Annotated in this window: 15 protein-coding genes; 2 read left to right on the top strand and 13 right to left on the bottom strand. The window is 46.4% G+C overall.

The window, feature by feature from the left end; genetic code table 11:
- The first annotated feature begins 11 nt into the window (after positions 1–11).
- Positions 12–878: a pentapeptide repeat-containing protein gene (locus GQF01_RS33610; RefSeq protein WP_161411619.1), complete on the top strand. Its 867-nt coding sequence runs from the start codon at positions 12–14 to the stop codon at positions 876–878.
- A 67-nt stretch (positions 879–945) separates the two neighbouring features.
- Here GQF01_RS33610 and GQF01_RS33615 read toward each other — a convergent pair whose 3' ends face one another.
- From GQF01_RS33615 to GQF01_RS33625, 3 genes are all read right to left on the bottom strand, one after another.
- Positions 946–2,526, bottom strand: a complete 1,581-nt coding sequence (locus GQF01_RS33615) for an extracellular solute-binding protein (RefSeq protein ID WP_161411621.1) — start codon at positions 2,524–2,526, stop codon at positions 946–948.
- Positions 2,527–2,806: 280 nt separating this feature from the next.
- Complete coding sequence (locus GQF01_RS33620) at positions 2,807–4,423, bottom strand: glycosyl hydrolase family 18 protein (RefSeq protein ID WP_161411623.1); 1,617 nt, start codon at positions 4,421–4,423, stop codon at positions 2,807–2,809.
- A 70-nt stretch (positions 4,424–4,493) separates the two neighbouring features.
- Positions 4,494–4,895 (bottom strand): NUDIX hydrolase, encoded by a 402-nt coding sequence (locus GQF01_RS33625; protein ID WP_161411625.1) that lies wholly within the window; start codon positions 4,893–4,895, stop codon positions 4,494–4,496.
- Positions 4,896–5,001: 106 nt separating this feature from the next.
- On the opposite strand from GQF01_RS33625, the gene GQF01_RS33630 reads away from it, so the two are divergent.
- Entirely contained in the window at positions 5,002–5,439 is a 438-nt protein-coding gene (locus tag GQF01_RS33630; RefSeq protein ID WP_161411627.1) for a DUF6376 family protein, read from the top strand.
- Between the two features lie 65 nt (positions 5,440–5,504).
- On the opposite strand, the gene GQF01_RS33635 is transcribed toward GQF01_RS33630, so the two are convergent.
- The 10 genes from GQF01_RS33635 to GQF01_RS33680 form a co-directional block, all read right to left on the bottom strand.
- Complete coding sequence (locus GQF01_RS33635; protein ID WP_161411629.1) at positions 5,505–6,080, bottom strand: dihydrofolate reductase family protein; 576 nt, start codon at positions 6,078–6,080, stop codon at positions 5,505–5,507.
- A gap of 112 nt (positions 6,081–6,192) precedes the next feature.
- Positions 6,193–7,383, bottom strand: coding sequence for an oxalate decarboxylase family bicupin (locus GQF01_RS33640; protein WP_161411631.1), 1,191 nt, complete (start codon positions 7,381–7,383; stop codon positions 6,193–6,195).
- Positions 7,384–7,922: 539 nt separating this feature from the next.
- Positions 7,923–8,741: a class I SAM-dependent methyltransferase gene (locus GQF01_RS33645; RefSeq protein ID WP_161411633.1), complete on the bottom strand. Its 819-nt coding sequence runs from the start codon at positions 8,739–8,741 to the stop codon at positions 7,923–7,925.
- A gap of 162 nt (positions 8,742–8,903) precedes the next feature.
- Positions 8,904–9,407 (bottom strand): hypothetical protein, encoded by a 504-nt coding sequence (locus GQF01_RS33650; RefSeq protein WP_161411635.1) that lies wholly within the window; start codon positions 9,405–9,407, stop codon positions 8,904–8,906.
- 97 nt (positions 9,408–9,504) lie between these two features.
- Entirely contained in the window at positions 9,505–10,188 is a 684-nt protein-coding gene (locus tag GQF01_RS33655; protein ID WP_161411637.1) for a DUF7002 family protein, read from the bottom strand.
- Positions 10,189–10,311: 123 nt separating this feature from the next.
- Positions 10,312–12,030, bottom strand: coding sequence for an assimilatory sulfite reductase (NADPH) hemoprotein subunit (cysI, locus tag GQF01_RS33660; RefSeq protein ID WP_161411644.1), 1,719 nt, complete (start codon positions 12,028–12,030; stop codon positions 10,312–10,314).
- A 35-nt stretch (positions 12,031–12,065) separates the two neighbouring features.
- On the bottom strand, positions 12,066–13,901 hold the full coding sequence (locus GQF01_RS33665) for an assimilatory sulfite reductase (NADPH) flavoprotein subunit (RefSeq protein WP_161411646.1): 1,836 nt from the start codon (positions 13,899–13,901) through the stop codon (positions 12,066–12,068).
- Positions 13,902–14,397: 496 nt separating this feature from the next.
- Complete coding sequence (locus GQF01_RS33670) at positions 14,398–14,676, bottom strand: hypothetical protein (RefSeq protein ID WP_161411650.1); 279 nt, start codon at positions 14,674–14,676, stop codon at positions 14,398–14,400.
- Positions 14,677–14,710: 34 nt separating this feature from the next.
- Positions 14,711–16,540 (bottom strand): cache domain-containing sensor histidine kinase, encoded by a 1,830-nt coding sequence (locus tag GQF01_RS33675; protein WP_161411652.1) that lies wholly within the window; start codon positions 16,538–16,540, stop codon positions 14,711–14,713.
- A 27-nt stretch (positions 16,541–16,567) separates the two neighbouring features.
- Complete coding sequence (locus GQF01_RS33680) at positions 16,568–18,106, bottom strand: extracellular solute-binding protein (RefSeq protein WP_235960792.1); 1,539 nt, start codon at positions 18,104–18,106, stop codon at positions 16,568–16,570.
- Positions 18,107–18,118: the final 12 nt, after the last annotated feature.

An 18,118-nucleotide genomic window follows, 5' to 3' on the forward strand; every position in this document is an offset into this window, starting at 1 on the left:
GAGGACAACCTTTGCCGGAGTCTCAAGAATCTACACCTGTTTCAAATAACTACCGTCACCGTCTGCATGCGGATTGCGAGAATTGCTTTGGTCTATGCTGTGTGGCGTTACCCTTCGCCGCCTCCGTTGACTTTGCTGGTGACAAGCCTGCTGGTAAGCCCTGCCATAACCTGCGAGATGACTTTCGCTGCAGTGTACACCAGGATCTAAGGAAGATCGGTTATCGCGGATGCACCGTATATGACTGTTTTGGCGCTGGTCAGTATGTCGCTCAAGTGACCTACAGAGGCAAGAATTGGGTCAAAGCTCCAGAAAGCGCGAAATCCATGTTTGAGGTGTTTCATATCATAAGGCTGCTTCATGAGCTGCTCTGGTATTTGACAGATGCGATTGAACTTGAAGAGACGCGATCTATTCATGAAGCGCTTCGTGCAGCGCGAGAGGAAACGGAACGCCTCACAGCCTTAAGTGAGGAAGCGCTCTTGGAGCTTGACGTTGCGGCGCATCGTGCCGATGTGAATGCCCTGCTCCTGCAGACGAGCGAGCTTGTGAGAGCTAGCGTTCAGCGTCAGCAGAACCATGCTCGAGGTCGTCGCAAGAGCTACGGGCGAGGAGCGGATCTGATCGGAGCCAACCTCCGAGGCGAGGATCTTAGAGGCGCCTACTTACGAGGCGCCTACCTGATCGCTGCGGACCTGAGAGATGCAGATTTGCGGTCAGCGGATCTCATCGGAGCTGACTTCCGTGATGCCAACCTTTGCGGCGCGGATTTTACGGGAAGCCTCTTCCTTACACAGTTCCAAATCAACGCAGCAAAAGGTGATTCGCATACCAAGCTTCCATCTTCACTCAGTCGGCCGCCACACTGGACCGCATAAACACGAAAGAAGGCTGTGCCAGAACGTCTCTTCAGACATCTGGTACAGCCTTCTTTATGAAGTTAACTTATTTCCACTTCTGAGCTTCTGGGCCTCTGAGTTTCATACCGCTTCTCTTCTGGTAGAGGTCATTCGCAGCCTTCAACGCATCGTTCCCGCCTTTGGACTTCCACTCTTCGATGACCTTCGGCCAATCACTGATTGGCTCTTTGCCGTACACCATTTTCACCATATGCGAGAGCAGCACGGCAGGAGCCGTATCCGATAACGGTGCAATGTCCGGATTTTTTTGCATAGCGTCCAGAATCGGATCAAATTCCAAGCCACCGCGTCCTTCATTTGGTAAAACAGTCTCAAACGTTTTGAGCAAATCCTTGCCATCCTGCGTTGTGCTCAGAATTTGTTTACGGAACGCATCATCCTTGACCATATGGAGGAATCCGCTCAAATATCGCTGTTCAGATACCTCAGCATCTGTCTTCGGTTCTGTCGGCAGAGTCAAGTCAAACCACTTATCCGCCTCTTCCGATGCTTGCCATTCGAAGAACTTCAGAATGCCCGGAATTTTATCCTTCGCTGTCTTTGCATTGATTAAATAGGAGCGTGCACCGGACGAGTACAAATACCCGCCGCCTTTGCCGTCTGTGCCCACGGGGGAAGGAATGATTTTAATTTTCGCATCAGGGACAGCCTGCTTCAATTGCGTTTGCCACTGCAGCAGCTCTTGCGCGTTCATTTCCCACATACCGGCTTTACCTGATAAAATAATGTTTTTGAAATTCGTCGGATTAATCGTTGCGAATTCTTTGTTGATCAAACCTTCGTCAAACATCGTTTTGTAGGTCTGGAGGGCCTTTTGCATGTTTTCCGAGTCAAAAAATTTCGGCTGTACTTTCCCGTCCACGACCTCAAATTGGCTGAGGTACGGGTAGACATCATAAGCCCCAAAGAAAATATCTGCATATTTGAAATCTTGGCGTCCCATGAACGGATGCTCCACCCCAATTTTCTTAAAAGCGCGCAGCATCTCCATGTACTCATCAACCGTTTTCGGATCCTTCGTAATCCCTGCTTTCTTCATCAAGTCTTCGCGCACCCAAGTTGCTCTACGGGATGGCTGAGAAATATATTCCGGAATCGCGTAGATTTTGCCGTTCAGCGTGACTTCATCCCATGCCGCTTGCGGAATCGTCTTCAATAAATTGGGCGCATACTGTTTAATAAGGCCATTTAGTTCAAGGAAGACGCCTGCTTGGACAGAGCCTGCAAGCTCTTTACCACTCGTACTGGCTCCCGCTTGCACGACATCTGGAATGTCCCCTGTAGCAAACATTTGCACCATTTTCTTCTCAAAATCAGCATGGGGCACTAAACGGATATCGAGGTCTGTATTCGTTTTCTTCTCCAGCTCTTTCACCCATTTGTCCTCGTTAAGATTAGCTGCCTTTTCTACATAATCAAAGTTCAACGTTCGCAAGGAAATACTGAACTTCGTTGGTCCTTGCGGTGCTACAGGTGCGGCGCTTGCCGCAGCAGGTGAAGCAGAAGATGTCCCAGGTGCCGGCTTATCTGCCGCCATGCTGCAGCCGACCAGTCCAGCAGTTAGCGCAAAAGCCATCGTACATGCCATCCATTTTGACCTTCTCATCGTACCCCTCATTTCTTTGCAGGTTATGATAAAACGAAAACGCTGAGCGCTTTCTGTTCAACCCTGAATCGGTAGATCGTCCGTATCATACATGTTGGCACGCACCATGTTGTAACCGCTTCCAACGGTTTCTGCTTTTATCGTATCCGAATCCGTGCTCCCCTCCTATAGGGTTCCTTTAGGGGAAGTCGGGTTTTTTTTAGATTTTCATGAATTCCTGTGTGAAAATGAAAGGGCTGCCTTAGAAGGTCATTACGTCCCTTCAAGACAGCCCCTATTCTTATTTGGATTGAAATAATGTCCAATCCGATTCGGTATAATTTCCCATATACCATAATGAAATGCCTTTTAACCCATAATATTTCGCAAGCCATACCTTTTTATCTACACTAGCCGTATCTTCATAGTAAATATCGTGGCTGCCACGATCATCTTGAAAAGCGATCTCTCTCAGAAAATACGGTAAACTCATCGTCTGAGTAATTCCTGGTGTGGTAAGTCGTTTCTCAACAGCGGCAATATCTGGATTATATAATTCCGATGACCCGTTTGCTGTTATCCACTGATTCGCCTGCTTGGATATCCCAAGCACGAGCTTTTCTTTGGGTACAAACGCCAAGGCGCGTTTCACCGCATCGTTCACCAGCGGCAGTGGAGCAGAAGGAAGTTTACTGTCATTATGCGTGAAATCATAAGCCATAAGAATGACCGTATCCGCCAAGGCGTTAATTTCTTTTAGATCATAACCTTTATAATAATAATCAGGCTGAACAGCTACTGTTAATGGGTAGTTTGGAATTGCCGCTTTCAATGCTTTCAGAAATTGGCTATAGTCAGGTGCGCTGGATGCGTCCATAAGCCCCTCGAAATCCATCGTTACCCCAGTGAATCCATATCTGGCATCCGTAAGAACAGCTTTTAAAGATTGAATAAACGCTTGTTGTGCAGGCCCGTCCTTCAAGAAATCCGCTAGATTCTTCCCACCGTAATAAACCATCAAACTTTTCTCGATCTTCGCTGCATTAGCTGTCTGGACAACTTCTTCCCAGCCTGAAGGAATACGATACTCCGTCGTCGCTGTCTCCAACTGGGCGTTGCCTGGTGTTGCATAATTCAAATGCGACCATCCGAAGGATACTTGATCGAGCTGCGGCATGTGTTTGATTGCGGGATACGAATTAATCGCATAGAAGCCTACCGTCTCCAGCTCACGAGCGGCTACTTCTGTCTGAATGAAACGATAAATGATGGCAGCAGCTTCTTTGCGTGTAAGGGATTGCTGAGGGTGAAAACCCGTTTCATCGCCTTCCATGATCCCTTGATTGACCGCAAAGTAAGCATATGGTCGCAGATTGGGATTCAAGGCTTCGCTATCAGCAAAGTTACTCTTCGCTTTCTCATCTTGCCAGCCTTGAACTGTCCAAAGGTTGCGAGCTTCGGCTGTCTGAGCATCCAGCAGCGCTTTCCCTACAACACTTGCCACTTCTTCTCTGGTTATCGCATTATCCGGGTGAAACTTGCCCTGCGAATCCAGCATAAAATCAATCCACTTGCGCTCATAAGCCGCGGATACGAATGGATATGACCAACGCCCCTGTTCAACATCCACTGGCGTTCCCGGCACAACGGTGCCAGCAGCCATATTCTCTTGTTTGGCATTCATCAGCAATTTAACGAACGCTTCCCGCGTCAGCGTTCCATCCGGTTTATACGTTAAATCCGAATATCCGTCAATAATACCGATCGCTGATAGCGAATAAACCTCATTTTGAAACCAATCCTCGTGTGTTACATCCGTAAATGGTTTTAAGGTAACGTCATACGCATAAGCACTTCCTGCCGAGGCCAGTACACTAAGCGCAGCGGCTTGAACGACCACTTTTTTAATGATAGACAATGAAATTCGCTCCCTTCTGTCCTAATTTGACGTCAAGGGAGAGAATTAGTTGCACAAAAGAGATAAAGCGTTATGGCAGCAGGTTCTTTTCATGCAAGTGATCAAAAATAATTTGCACCACACGAGACGCTCGATCCCTATCCTTATAGGACAACCATTCTAATTCATCGATTTCAGAAGCAGGACGGAGCTCGCCGTCATAATCAGCCGTATAACAGGCCATTTTCACCACAATGCCCTCTGCCTTGCCGTCTGCTTGTGCTTCGAAATTTCCGAAATGAGCTACCGTTTCCGGTTTAATTTGCACAGAAAGCTCTTCTTCGATTTCCCGAATCAACGTCTCGGTATCCGTCTCCCCAGGGTCTCTTTTGCCTCCCGGTAAATAATATAGGTCTTTCCCCTTTGAGCGTGTACCCAATATTTGTCCATCCACAATGCGAATCAGCGCGATCTTATCAATAAAAGTCGTCATGCCATTTTCTCCTTATCTTGAAACTCTATTTTCTATTAAAGCGTATTAAAACAATACCAAACCAAACCAGTTTTCTCAAATTCCAAGGAAAAGGAAGTGATCATTAATGAGAAAATCGATGCTGCTTTTCGTTCTTCTTTCATCTGTGATGTTAGGGGGCTGTTCGTTCCTAGATGGGGCAAATCAATCACTCGATTATGTGAATCAAGCCACGGCGCACATCAACAAACTAAGTACGTTTGCTGAACAAGCACCACAGCTGATTAAAGACGCCGCTACGAATCCGGAGACAAAGCAAAAACTTGAAGATCAATTACTGGCTTTAAAAACAGACATCGAACAATTTAATCTGAAAAGCGTTCCTGCATTCGCCAAGGATATTCATCAGCAATTAGTTGAGAAAAATAAAGTCTTGTTAGACGAGATTAATCAGGTGGTAGTTAATGGGCATTTGGCGCTCGATAATCTGCAAAATTCCAAAATCCTTGCCACTATTACGGACATCACAGGACTAATCAACCGAATATCCAACTTAGGCGGTTAGCAAAAAAGGAGTTAAGCGATTTGATTTCGCTTAGCTCCTTTTTTACTTTTATAGGTCGAATGTATTTACTGCTCTTTCTTAGCTTCGTAATGAAGCACCAGCACGCCTGATGGCAATGTCTTGGATGAGAGAAGATTCAAGCGTTTCGTCGGCTTATCCTCTTGAAATAATCGCGTACCTCTCCCCAGCACAATAGGGCTAACGGTTAATCGGTATTCATCGATTAGGTCCAAATCAATAAACGTGTGGGCGATGCTCGGACTGCCGAAAATAACCAGGTCCTTTCCAGGTTCCTGCTTGAGCTTCCCAATTTCCTCTGCGATATTCTCGTTAATCAGCGTTGTACGATTCCAACGAACTTCTTTAAGGCTCTTAGAAATTACAATCTTGCCAATATCCTCAATCCAATTCGCATGATCGATATCGTGTTGCGTACTCTCAGGATTGTTTAGTAACGTTGGCCAATAGTTCTCCATCATCTGATAAGTCACGCGTCCATAAATGGGAGATCCAACGGTCTTTACGATCTCATCCGCAGCATCCATCAAATCCTGGTCATAAGAGATCCAATCTAATTCCCCATTAGGTCCAGCTACAAAACCATCTAGCGATACATGCATGAATAAAACAACTTTTCTCATTGTCATTCTCCTTTAGTTTGAGTTTCCAACTTCATTTTAGCGGATTCAAACTAAAAGACACAGCCTCTTACGAATTTCTATCATAATTCAAAAATTTTTTTCAAAAAATACGTTATCTCGGATAATAAGAGAATCCCGGATATTTGACGACTGGCCATTTCTCTTTGCGCAAAGCATCAATTAATTCAGGTCCCACATTCAAATTGCTCTTCACAAGTTCATGTGGCGTGAGTGCCATCCATTGGTTCAACGAGACATCATCGAAGACGTTGCTCTTAAACATTTCAAGAAACCACAGGGAATCTGTACCTGTATTTTGAATATAATGCCCCGTAGCAAATGGCACATAACCGACATCACCTGCGCGATAATCGAACGTCCTTGCATTGCCATTGCCGATAAACACCGTCATTCGCCCTTGACCCGCGAGATAGTATTGCCACTCATCGTTATTCGGATGCCAGTGCAGCTCACGCATTGCACCTGGTTCTACCTCGACAAGTGCCGCCGAGATTTTTTGTGAGATCGGGAAATTCCTTGAGTCTACGATGCGTACGCTGCCGCCAGGTGTTTTGATCGGTGTTTGAGCTAATAGTTGATGTTTGAAACTTAAGGGGATTGTTCCGTAAGGAGATTGAACCTTCTGGCTCTCCAGTGAACCTGGCACTTTGTCTTGATAAATGTAGACCTGATCCGTTGGGATATTGTCAAAAGCACTCATGGGAACACCGAAGTTTGCGGATAATACATCTTTGGGTGTATGAGCAAACCAATCGGAAATAGATAGCGTGTTAAGGTCGGAGAAATTTCCGTCATCGAAAACAAGCAGGAATTCGCAATGCTCTAGTCCTTGGATGGAATGCGGCAGCCCTGGCGGGAAGTACCAAAGATCGCCTGGACCGACATCGGCGATAAAATTCCGCCCGTCTTGATCGATCGCCGTAATACGCGCTCGTCCGACTAACATATAAGACCATTCCGCTTGCTGGTGCCAATGCAGCTCTCTGACACCGCCGGGCGTTAGACTCATGTTTACGCCAGCCATTGTCGTTGCGATCGGCAGTTCTCTGACCGTAATTTCCCGCGACCAACCTCCGTGGTTTAACGTCATTGAAGTGTCAGAGAATGAAAACTTCAAGTTGTGAACCAATCCAGCGTCCGTTATAGGTGGAACTAGCATATTTGGGTTTTCCCTATCCCGCATGATATCCCTCGGGCCTGTGTCAATCCCACCGGCACCGTCATAACGAAGGGGCTGTGGTATGACATCGTTCATACCATTGTTCCGTTTTGGAGAATCCATAGGTACACTCCTCTCTTCGTCCGCGATTTTGATATCTCATTCTAAAAAATATATGTGCCATATAGGTAGCACATGTCTGTACCACATTGCTAGAGGAAAGAAATTAAGCAAGAACGATGTCTTACATCGTTAGAGGTGTACAGAGCTTTCGCTAGCGCGATCCGTGTGACTTGCAACGATGTTTTTCATCGTTGCAGTTGCCTCCGGCTTGCTGGTGCACGCTCCAACGATGTTTTACATCGTTAGAGGTGTACAGAGCTTTCGCTAGCGCGATCCGTGTGGCTGAATTGCTTATCAGTAACGCCGATTTCTCCTGCTATTTTCCATAATATATCCACTTTTGCCCGAATAACTGGAGTTTCTACCTCTGTTGCTTCACCAGCGGCCGATGCAGTACAAATTAACGGTAGAATTTCTATTTATTTCATCTAGGGCATCTTAACTATATAAGCACTTATATCGCCCAATTGATCTGTTACAGCTCGAAGAAACAAAAAAAAGCTATGATGAGAAATCCATCATAGCCGATCATTTGAAGCCTAAACCACACCCATACGTAACCGGTAACCGAACAGAATCTCCCGTTCCTCACCACCGAAAGCTTCGGCTACTTGCTCACGGAAAGCCGAAAACTCTGCTTGCAGCTCAGCCGCACCAAGCTTCAACGCCGTTTGCAAGCCTCCCTGGCTGAAAGCTAGACTCGCATAGCGCTCAGCATCGCACGTTTCCCAGTTATGAAAAACGATCTCCCTTGCATATCGGAATAAGCCTGAGTCGCGAATTTGCTGCAAATGCCCCTCTTTATCCCATTTGTGCGCTTGCTGCTCTGGCGGAGCCAGCTCTAGCGCCCTAGCGTCGCCTAAAGCCAGAAGCCGCTTATACTGCTCCTCAATCTTCCAATCCAGCGCTGGCGGCCAGTCACAGTCGTATGCAGCAAAGATTCCGCCAGGACGGAGTACGCGCGCGAACTCACGCAGCGTGCTTTGCGGCTCCATCCAATGGAATGACTGCGAGCAGGTAATTACGTCAGCAGAGGCAGACGGCAGCTCCAGCTCATGTGAAAGTCTTTTTACAAAGCGCATATTGTCCGGTTTATGTATCGACTCCCACTTGCTTATGGCAACAGATCGCATATCATCATTTGGTTCTACTCCAATGATTTGCTTCGCTTCATCCAGCCATATAAAAGTTGAAAGCCCCGTGCCGCATCCTACGTCAACAACGGTTTGCGGTTTATGCTGCAAGTACGTTGTAATCAACTTAACGACTTCCTGCGGAGCCGTAGGACGATTCTGATCGTACAACGCACCGAATCCGGCAAATCGCTGTACATTACTCGTGCGTACGTTCTCTATCATGGGTACAATCACTCCTTTAGTCATCTTCACACCTCTAATTATACCTCATTCCGTTTGTTCAAAAGCTGAAATTCCTTGAAATTCACTCATCGTTTACAATTCCAGTGCTATGACAAAAAACAAAAAGAACTGCCTCAGCAGCCCATTAACGTTCAATCTATTTTAACGCGTGACCATTTTTTTGACTAGTTCATCGACCTTATCTTGCATGCTCCGCACCGTTGTTTTCTTATATTGCATACCTATCCGAAGCACCTTCAACTGCTGCCTGCGCGAAAGCTTACGAAACCGCGGTTCGCGTTTCAGAAATGTCCGTATGATCGACCAACTGCTGACGGTTACCCGGTCCGACTTGATAGCTGGAGTGTCGTAGGGCAGTGGCTGCTTGCGAAAACGATCCACAAATTTGCCAACGCTTGCAGATAGTCTGCTCTCATCAACAAGGCACACGGCTGATTGTTTATGGGTATGTTTTTTGAGGAAATTCAAATGATGATGCCCGTCTATGATGATATAACCTTTGTCTTTTTTACTTTTTTGCACAACCAATACATGCATCAGATCTTGCGCTACTTTTTTCAACTCTTTTTTCCGCTGTGAGGTTGTGGTTGTGGCACTCTCCGACTTAATTTTACTCAGAGATATATACTGTACGGTATATCTCACCTATACCCCTCCTCGTCAGACCGCTGTTAAACGCATGAATTCCTGGTTGTAACAGTGTATGAGGGATAGTGTCAGGTAGATGCTTGTTTAGTCGAAATTAGTCGGTAATATTCGTCCATGGACGCGCCAAATCACGCCAGTTCGCAGGAATTTCTCCCCCATTGCTGACATAAACAGCTGTTAGAAGCTCGGACACACCCTCCATCTGGCCATCGATTAGAACCTCTTTGATCTGCGATGGAGTGCTTGGCACTAAGTCATTCTTGACAAGGCCAAACTGTTCTACTGGCAAAAACATAGCCAAACTTTTCTTATACGAACAATGATTAGGGAATCGCGGCGAACTGCCAGAGTCGTATTTCGAGAGCGTAACTTGGGTGAAGTAGCTCATCAGTAAAGCAGACGCATCGAATGCCAGCACGGCAAAAGCTTCCTCTGGCTCCCTTCTAGCGTACGTTGCCATCATTTTTTGGCAATCTTTTAATGTTGGCCATAGAAAGACATGCCGGTCCAGAAACGCCCGAAATTCCTCAATTGTCGTAGAGGGATCGATCATGCTATCCGCTATTCTCAAATGAGAATTGATCGTAACCTGTTGGTCTTGATATGGCAAATGCCTTGGCGCTAACCGGCGTTCGCCGATCTGAGAAGGATCCATTTGATAACTTGAAAATAACGTATCGAAATGCACAATGGCCGGCAAATTTTTCGCGCGTGTAAAATGGAACAAGCATTTTCTGTTTTGTGCTTTGGTAATAGCCGAGACGACAGCATCACTCATCGTTGTACTCCTTTTAAGTCAACCTTTGCAATATTTTACCACAAGCTTCTTTTTTACATTCAAAATAGGGCTATCCTTTCAGATCCAAAGAGATCTTCAGGATAGCCCTTATGAGATTAACTCTTATGCGTGAAAATCTTGTCCGGAACGAACTTCTTTCACATAGCCAGCACGAATAACGAAGTCACCGAAGTGCTCGCCATCCCAACGTTCTTTGGCATATTGGGTAATAATCGGCCCAAGCGATTGGAGAATCTCTGCTTCGCCGATATTTTCTTTATACAGCTTGTTGAGTCGGTTACCCGCGTGGCCGCCACCCAAGTACATATTATATTTGCCAGGTGCTTTACCAATAAACGCAAGCTCAGCCAGCATTGGGCGTGCACAACCGTTCGGGCAGCCTGTCATCCGGATAGTGATTTCTTTCTCGCTAAGACCTGCTTCATCCAGCATCGGCTCGATTTTGTCCATCAGATCAGGAAGGTAACGCTCGGCTTCCGCCATCGCCATGCCGCATGTCGGAAGTGACACGCAAGCCATGGAACTTCTGCGTAATGCGGAGTACTGAAGACCATCTGTAAGGCCATATTCCTTGATTAACTCTTCGATCTTTTTCTTCTTCTGAGGGCTAACATTGCCGATAATTAGATTCTGGTTTGCTGTCAATCGGAAATCACCGGAATGTACTTTGGCAATTTCACGAAGTCCAGTTAACAGCTGATAATTATCTTCATCTTTGACGCGTCCATTCTGGATAAACAGGGTGAAATGCCATTTGCCATTGCTTCCTTTTACCCAGCCGTAACGATCTCCGTTATCGTCGAACTGATAAGGGCGCGCTGCTTCAAGCTTCCAACCAAGGCGCGCAGTTAGCTCTTCAACGAACCACTCGATGCCGCGGTCATCAATTGTATATTTGAAACGTGCATGCTTACGCACGGAACGATCACCATAATCACGCTGAATCGTGACGGTTTTTTCTGCCAAATCCACGACTTGATCCGGTGTAACGAATCCAATCACTTGGGCAACCTGTGGGTATGTCAGCGTATCGCCATGCGTCATGCCCATGCCGCCGCCAACGGAAACGTTAAAGCCTTTCAGCTTTCCATCTTCCACAATGGCAATGAAACCAAGATCTTGTGAGAACACGTCTACATCGTTAGATGGTGGAACGGCGATACCGATTTTGAATTTACGCGGCAAGTACACTTTGCCGTAAATAGGTTCTTGCTCAGCGTCTTGACTGTCAATGACTTTCTCTCCATCCAACCAAATTTCATGGTAGGCGCGAGTTTGTGGATCTAGGTGGTTACTGATTCGGCAAGCCCACTCATAAACTTCACCATGCACATCCGAAAGGTAAGGATTAGGGTTGCACATCACGTTACGATTAACGTCACCGCAGGCTGCCAGCGTGCTAAGCAGCGAGGCATTGACTTCTTGAATCGTTTTCTTCATGTTCCATTTCAGAACGCCGTGAAGCTGGAAAGATTGTCGAGTCGTTAAGCGGATGGTTCCATTCGCGTATTTCTGTGCAACGCGGTCCATCATAAGCCATTGGTCCGCAGTCACTATACCGCCGGCTGCACGTACGCGCAGCATGAACTGATAAGCTGGCTCAAGCTTTTGCTTCTGACGCTCATTGCGCAGATCTCTGTCATCCTGCATGTAGCTGCCATGAAACTTCATCAAGCGGTTATCATCCTCAGGAATTGATCCCGTGATCGTACCTAGAAGCGTCTCTGCGAGGCTCCCCCGCAAATAGTTCGTTCTTTGTTTAATGTGTTCAACATCGCTATGCGGTGCACTGTTCTTCGACAATAAATTGTTTTCTGACATATCGGCTCTCTCCTCTAGCAATCAACGGTTTCGTCTTAGTAAACGTCCCGCTGATAGCGTTTCTGCTGTTGCATCCGGGACAAGTATTCAGCAGCTTCTTCTGAGCTGAAACCGCCCTCTTGTTCAATAATTTTTGCCAATGTTTCATGAACATCATGAGCCATGCGTTTTTCGTCCCCGCAGACATATACGCTAGCTCCTTCTTGCAGCCATTGATACAGTTCTTTGCTCTTCTCAAGCATGCGATGCTGCACATAGACCTTCTGATCCGTATCACGCGAAAAAGCAACATCCATGCGCGTTAGAACGCCGTCTTTCAACCAACGCTGCCATTCAATCTGATACAAGAAGTCTGTAGAGAAATGCTGATCGCCATAGAACAACCATGATTTCCCTTCTGCACCCGTTTCTTCACGCTCGCCAAGGAATGCACGGAAAGGAGCAACCCCAGTTCCAGGTCCGATCATAATGATAGGGGTATCTGAACTTTCAGGTAATTTGAAATTCGGATTGTTCTGAATGTAAACCGGCAGTGCATCGCCTGCTTTTACTCTTTCAGCCAATTGAACCGAGCATACGCCGTAACGTTCGCGACCACGCGATTCATAACGCACCGTACGAACCGTTACATGCACTTCATCTGGGAATGCTTTGGAGCTGCTTGCAATGGAATATAAGCGAGCTGGCATTTTGCGCAGAACCGCTATAAACTCAGCTGCTGCGATACCTTGCAGCGAATAATCCTGAACCAAATCAAGCAGGTCTTTGCCGCTGATGTAAGATTTAAGCTCTTGTTCGTTTCCTGCAGCTACAAGCCCATTCAGGTCCGTATTCACAGTTAATTTCGCAACTTGTTCAACTAGCGGCTTCGTCAGAATTGTAATTTCAAAATTATGTGTTAATGCTTCACGTACGGAACGTTTGTCGTTTTTATTAATTGTAACGAGTTCTTCCGGATTCCAGCTCATTGCTGCAATCAATTCCTCGACCAGTTGCGGATGATTTTCCGGATAGATGCCTAAGCAGTCGCCTGGCTCATATTGCAGGTTCGATCCTTCAAGGGAAATCTCAACATGCCGCGTTTCGCGGTCTGACCCGCGTCCATTCAGATTCAAGTTCTCAAGGACTTCAGCCTGGAATGGATTCGTTCTGGAATATTCGGACTCTGCACCACTCGTAGTGGAGCTAACAGCGCTACTTGCCACTGTGGCGGATGACGCGGCTGAAGATGCGCTCAGAGAACTAAGTACGCTGCTCATCCACTCTGCTGCTGGTTCGTCGAAATCGACATCGCAATCTACGCGCGGAGCAAGCTCTTTACCGCCGAGTTCACCCAAACGCTTGTCGAAATCTTTTCCCGTCTGACAATAGAACTCATAGGATGTATCCCCGAGTGAAAGCACAGAATACTTCAAGCCATCTAATTGAGGAGCTCTTTTACTATGAAGGAAATCATGGAATGAGATCGCATTATCCGGCGGAACTCCTTCGCCATGGGTGCTGACAATAACCAACAAAGTTTGTACCTTTTTCAAAGCATTCGGCTTGAAATCGGACATGGAAGAAAGCGTTACCTGAAATCCTTGTTCTTCAAGCTTCTTGGAGAACTTTTTGGCCAAACCTTGGGCTTTACCGGACTGAGATCCGAAGAGCACTGTCAATTCTTTGGAAATTGCCTCTACACTTGGCGCTGCTGGTGCTGCAGCAGTTACAGGAGCTGTGCCAACACTAACTGATCCTGCTGCGCCATTCATTGCTGTGAAATAACCGCTTAACCAAACTCTTTGTGATTCTGTTAAAGTAGGTAGTAGACGATTAAGCAGCTCTACTTGTTCCTGATTAAAAGGACTGTTTGTTACTTGAAGTTCCAACAAAATCCACCTCTCATATCTTGCAGTAATAAGAAATTCCCCAATTAATTTGTCACATAAAATTTCACTCTCTTGAAGCTATCATAGGTTTAGTTGCAGGTCAATTATAATGAATTTATAAGTTCTATCAGTTTAACTGATATGGCTCATTTTTGGCCTGATAACCCTTTCATTTTGCTGAGAGATTACTTGTGAGAAAATGTGTTGAAAATCAAAAAAAGCCGCGCAGCGGCTGTTTACTAAACAGGTAAGAGTCGTCCAATAGGAACTACAGGCCGCTATTTCGGTGAAAAGGCACATTTTCCACCAGTAGTGGGAACTAGGGTCCGCTAATTTGCCTGTTTCACCGAAAAAACAGGCCATGGGGGCAGGATAAGACCCTGGAGTTCCGTTCCGAGAGGAAAAGGCTCATTTCCTCGAAATAGAGGACTCTAGTTCTCATCGGGACTACAAATTGCCTTAGTGGAATTTCCACTAAGGCTCTATGTAATTCCATTCACAGCCGCATCAACGCCCGGCGTTCAGCCTGCGGCTTGCAAACGGAGCAAACCCCCACGACCTTGCCATTCTCGTCCGAGTAGAATGCCAGCTTCTTCTGCTTCTTCCGGCAGAAAGAACAAACCTGCGTATTCGTGGGTGTCTTCTTTTTGGATTGATAGGTCGACATTTGAATGACTTTGGCAGTCTCGACTTTATCCCTGACTTTTTGTGTCATTTTAACCAAAGCATAAATGATAAGTGCGAGCACGGGGATTAGAACAATTACATAGATCATAAGCTCACCCTCCCTATTTATAATGGAAACTTTATCAGCCCACTTGATCCTCCAAAGCCGTTATACACTTATCAAGTGGAAGGCATAACGTCATTCGCGTGCCATATCCTGCGCGGCTTTCGAAACGAAAAGAGGCTTCATCGCCATAATACATCTTCATCCGAGCGACTACATTCCGCAGACCGAACAGATCTTTCTCTTTTTTACGATCGGTAGAAATACCTTCAGCCGCTTGCTTGGCTGCTTCCTCCAGTTTATCACAAATGTAGGCAAGTCTCTCCGGATTCACGCCAACCCCATTATCACTAACCTCCAACACGAGCATGGGTCCCTGCAAATAGGAAGAAATGACGAGATCTCCACCTTCACTCTGTTTCTCCAGTCCGTGCAAAACGGCGTTTTCCACTAACGGCTGCAATAGCAGCTTCAGCACATGATAAGGCTTGCTCTCTTCCGCAATCTCGTACCTAACGGTAAAGTGGTCCAAAAACCGCAATTGCTGGACTTTAATATAATATGTCAAATGAATGATTGTCTCTGCAACTGAAAAAGTCTCATTTCCTTTATTCAAGCTTAACCTGAAAAACTTCGACAGATTCAGCACCATCTCACTGATTTCATCTGCCTCATAATTTTTGGCGGTCCAATAGATCGAGTCCAACGTGTTGTAAAGAAAATGCGGATTAATTTGCGACTGCAAAAATTTCAGTTCCATTTTGGACAATAATAATTGCTTCTCGTAATGGTCGCGGATCAACGTCTTCTGATTTTGGGCCATTCGGTTGAAAGACTCAATCACGTACCCTAGCTCGTCCACACGTTTATCTTCCAATTGGATGGTAAAATTGCCGGTCCGCAGCTGCTTCATCCCATAGGCAAGCTTGCGAAGAGGAGCTGATATACCTCGATAAACGATCCAAGAAATCACAATCGCAAGCACCAGACTGACCACTACGATGCCGTAGGTAAACACTTTGAGCGAATCCGTATGGCTTCGAATTTCCCACAGCGGCTGCTCCATCATGAGCGACCAACCCGACAGCTTCGACTTCACGCTAATCGTAACCATCTCTTGTCCTGACTGAGGAGATTTGCGGATTGACCTGACCTCTTCCTTTTTGTCCCAAACCTGCGTTTTGAAGCTTGCACCTGTTCCGGTAATCGGCTTGCCATTGCTGCCAAATAAATAAATGTTCGCATTTTTAGAAGGGAGTAACGGTTTGGCTTGCTCAATCAATGCACTTTTTTTAATAGAAATGACTAGCAAGTTAGGATTAATCAACGTTCGATTATAAGGGTCCATCGTGCGAATCAAGTGAACACTGTCCGCATCGAAATACGATTCCCCATCTTGAGGAGTATAGAAATATGTCCCGCCACCCGCTTCCATCAATCGCACATACCACTCTTGCTTCTCCGCCCCCTCCGGCAGCTTGCTGCCCCCAAGTTTAGTAGAAATCACGGTGCGCGACGGCATATGGATAATCGTAATTTGATCTACCATGAGATTAACATTCGTCATACTTGTGATTTGGTCCATCACCTGAGCGAATTGCACGAACGATTGCTTCTTCGGTTCTTGACCGACAGATTGCAAGGTCGCATTCATATTCATATCAAAAGCAATTAATGAGGATAGCTGCTCGATGTTTTGAAGCGAGAGGTCTATATAATCCGCCATGGTATGCAAGGCCCCTTGGGTCCTCTCGCCCGTCTGTACTTCCACGATCATCTGTGATTTGGCTATGGCAAAAAGACTGAATCCGGAAAGCGGAAGTAAGATCAGTAAAAAATACCACGTTAATCTAACCTGAATGAAGCCAGTTAGCACTTTTCGCAATTTTGGCACGATGTCAATGGCCATGTTGGTGGTCCCTCCATTTGTACCGGGTCAATTCCCCGGCTTCTCTGGCTGCTTCCCGGTATCCCGCCACCATTCGTTCACTTCCCCGGTAATCTCATCACCGCCGGCTTCCTTCCACTTTTTCACAAAAACATCGAATTCCTCAATCGGACTCATCCCCGCGATAATGCGCGTAAAGGTTTCTTCTTGAAGCTTCGAAAGCTTCATCTGATGCTTGCCCATAGCAGGCGTTGGTGGTCCGTTAAAACGATTTTCCATGAGATTGCCTTCGATCTGCTGCAAATTTTCATACAGCTTGAACGGCTCGCCCAGCGCTTTCAAACGATCCCGAGTCATCGCCGGCTCCACCGTATCTGCCAAAGCCCCGTAGATCCCCCTATAGCCTTGTTTGGTGTGCTCATCAAAGCGAATGGAAAGCTTGTCGCCCACCCTGGTCCAAACCTCATTTTCAAAACCAAGCTTCAAACTTTGTTGACCTGGCCCTGCAATGAAATCAAGAAATTTGACCACGGATTCTGCATGCTGACTCTTAAGTGGCACAACATTGTAAGAGCGAACGTTGGAGGTGCTGTACACCCCGTGCTTACCACTGGGTCCAATGGGAAAATCAAGCGGAATCCAATCCGCTTTGGGATCATTTTTACGGCTCTCGGCAATATGCGAGCGAGTGTCGGACCAAGCGGCAGAATAAAGACCGACTCTCCCAGATGCGATTTTTTCGCCAAGCACATCAATTTTGTTCAGAGGAAATTCCGGGTCCAAAATATCCTGTACATACAAGCTATGCAGGTAAGCAAGCGCTTCTTTCATCTCGGGCAAAACACCTGAATAAACCAGTCTGCCATCTCTTTCGTACCAAGCATTCATTTGTACCCCGAAAGCGCCTAGAAAAGGTGAAGTTCTCCCGAGCCGCTCCAAGATCGAAAGCCCATATGTGTCCTTTTTCCCATTTCCGTCCGGGTCCCCTTCTGCAAAAGCTTTCATCACCGCCGTATACTCCTGCAGAGTCCGCGGGGGACGAAGACCGAGCTTGTCCAGCCAGTCTTTCCTGGCATAAATAAGCTCAGTCCCTTTCACCTCATTCAGACTGGGTATGGCATAAATATTGCCGTCTACGGTGACGTTATCCCAAGCTTCCTTGGGAATTTTGGCTTTCAGATTCGCTCCGTACTTATCGATATAGTCGTTTAATGGCGTCAGCGCTTTTTGATTGACATAATTAATAAACCAGGAAGGACTGCTTGTATTAAGCAAATCTGGGGGCTCCCCCGACGTCATAATGACGTTCAATTTCTCATCATACCCATTAAGAGGCGGCAGTGTAACGCCAACTTGAACTCCCGTATTTTTCTCTATGTAGGCTAGATAAGGGTTGTTATTCTCATCCATACCTTCGGGGAAAATCATGCCCAGACTGTTTACCACAATTCGGATGACAGGCGTTTTGTCTTTTGGGCCAGTTTCAGAACCGTTCCTATTATCTGCTTGCATGCTGCAGCCAGAGGCGGTGAAACAAGTGACTATCGCGAGAGCAACGAGACCGGACGATTTCGATCTAAGTTTCATTCAACCACCCCT

Origin of the sequence: Paenibacillus silvestris (assembly GCF_009882985.1) — a bacterium.
In the GTDB taxonomy this organism is placed as follows: Bacteria; Bacillota; Bacilli; order Paenibacillales; family NBRC-103111; genus Paenibacillus_E; species Paenibacillus_E silvestris.